General features: G+C 66.8%; 2 protein-coding genes. Both read left to right on the forward strand.

The window, feature by feature from the left end; all coding sequences use genetic code 11:
* On the forward strand, positions 1-534 hold a 534-nt coding region (locus tag SCI24_RS21340; RefSeq protein ID WP_318727274.1), incomplete at its 5' end, for a TRAP transporter small permease subunit.
* On the forward strand, positions 534-1,803 hold a 1,270-nt coding region (locus SCI24_RS21345; RefSeq protein ID WP_318727275.1), incomplete at its 3' end, for a TRAP transporter large permease. The genes SCI24_RS21340 and SCI24_RS21345, both read left to right, overlap by 1 nt.

A 1,803-nucleotide genomic window follows, 5' to 3' on the forward strand; every position in this document is an offset into this window, starting at 1 on the left:
CCCGAACGCACCGCCCTGGACCGCCTGGTGGCCCGGAGCGCCCGCGGCGCCGCCTGGCTGGTGCTGATCGCCATGGGCATCAGCGTGGTCGAGGTGTTCCTGCGCTACGGCTTCAACAATCCCACTTCCTGGGTGCACGAGTCCGTGATCTTCCTGGTCGCCGTGACCTTCGCCCTGGGCGGCCCCGCGGCACTGGCCCGCAACAGCCATATCCGCGTCAAGGTGCTCTACGACAGCGCCGGCCCGCGGCTCAAGTGTTGGATGGACCGCTTCAACGACCTGGTGACCCTGGGCTTCTGCCTGGCCATGAGCTATGCCGCCTTCCACATGTTCTGGCGCGCCTCGCACAACCCGCTGGGCGAGTGGCAGCTGGAGCGCTCCGGCACCTCCTGGAATCCGCCCTTCCCGGCGCTGGTCAAGGGCATGATCCTGTTCGCCCTGGCGCTGATGACCCTGCAGGCGCTGCTGCACCTGGTGCAGTCGATTCGCGCCCGTCCCGCCGACCATGAGCCCGCCAACAAGGAGACACGCTGATGGATATCGGGACAGCCACGATCCTGATGATCGCCGCCATCTTCGGCCTGCTGGTCACCGGCCTGCCGCTGGCCTTCATCACCGGCCTGGTGGCGATGGTCTTCACCTTCGGCTGGTTCGGCGAGACGGCGCTGCCGCTGGTCACCAGCCGGGTGTTCAGCTTCATCACCGAGTACTCGCTGGTGGCGGTGCCGATGTTCGTGCTGATGGCCTCGCTGCTCGACCGCTCGGGCATCGCCAAGGATTTGTTCAACGCCATGCGGGTGTTCGCCGGGCGGCTGCCCGGGGGCGTGGCGGTGCAGACCATCGTGGTGGCCTTCTTCCTCGCCGCGCTGTCGGGGATCATCGGCGGCGAGATCGTGCTGCTGGGCATCCTGGCGCTGCCGCAGATGCTGCGCCTGGGCTATGACAAGCGGCTCTCCATCGGCGTGGTGTGCGCCGGCGGGGCACTGGGCACCATGATGCCGCCGTCGATCGTGCTGATCATCTACGGCCTGATCGCCAGCGTCTCCATCGCCGAGCTGTTCACCGCGGCGATCACCCCGGCGGTGATCCTGATGGGCTCCTACATCGCCTACGTGCTGGTGCGCTGCCTGAAGAACCCGGCGATGGGCCCGCCGCTCACCGCCGAGACCCAGGACAACCCCTTCGCCAGCAAGCTGGAGGCGGTCAAGGCGATCCTGCTGCCGGGGATGATCGCCTTCCTGGTGCTGGGCACCATCTACGGCGGCATCGCCTCGGTCACCGAGGCGGCGGCCATGGGGGTGTTCGGGGTGATGCTGGCCATCGTGCTGCGCGGCGAGTTCAGCGTGGCGATGCTGCACCACAGCCTGGGCCAGACGCTCTACACCTGCGGCATGATCATCTGGATCGGCATCGGCGCCGCGGCCCTGGTGGGGGTCTACAACCTGATGGGCGGCAACCGCTTCGTCTCGGGGATGATCCTGGGGCTCGAGGTGGCGCCGATCGTGATCATCCTGGTGATGATGGCGATCATGCTGGTGCTGGGGCTGTTCCTCGACTGGATCGGCATCGCCATGCTGGCCCTGCCGATCTTCCTGCCCATCGTCACTGAGTTGGGCTATGACCCGATCTGGTTCGGCATACTGTTCGCCGTGAACATGCAGGTGTCGTTCCTGTCGCCGCCGTTCGGCCCCGCGGCCTTCTACCTGAAGAGCGTGGCGCCACCGGACATCAGCCTGAAGGACATCTACGTCTCGGTGCTGCCCTTCATGGCGATCCAGCTGTGCGTGCTGGCGGCCCTTCTCA

It is taken from the genome of Halomonas sp. (assembly GCF_033549285.1).
Classification (GTDB): domain Bacteria; phylum Pseudomonadota; class Gammaproteobacteria; order Pseudomonadales; family Halomonadaceae; genus Halomonas.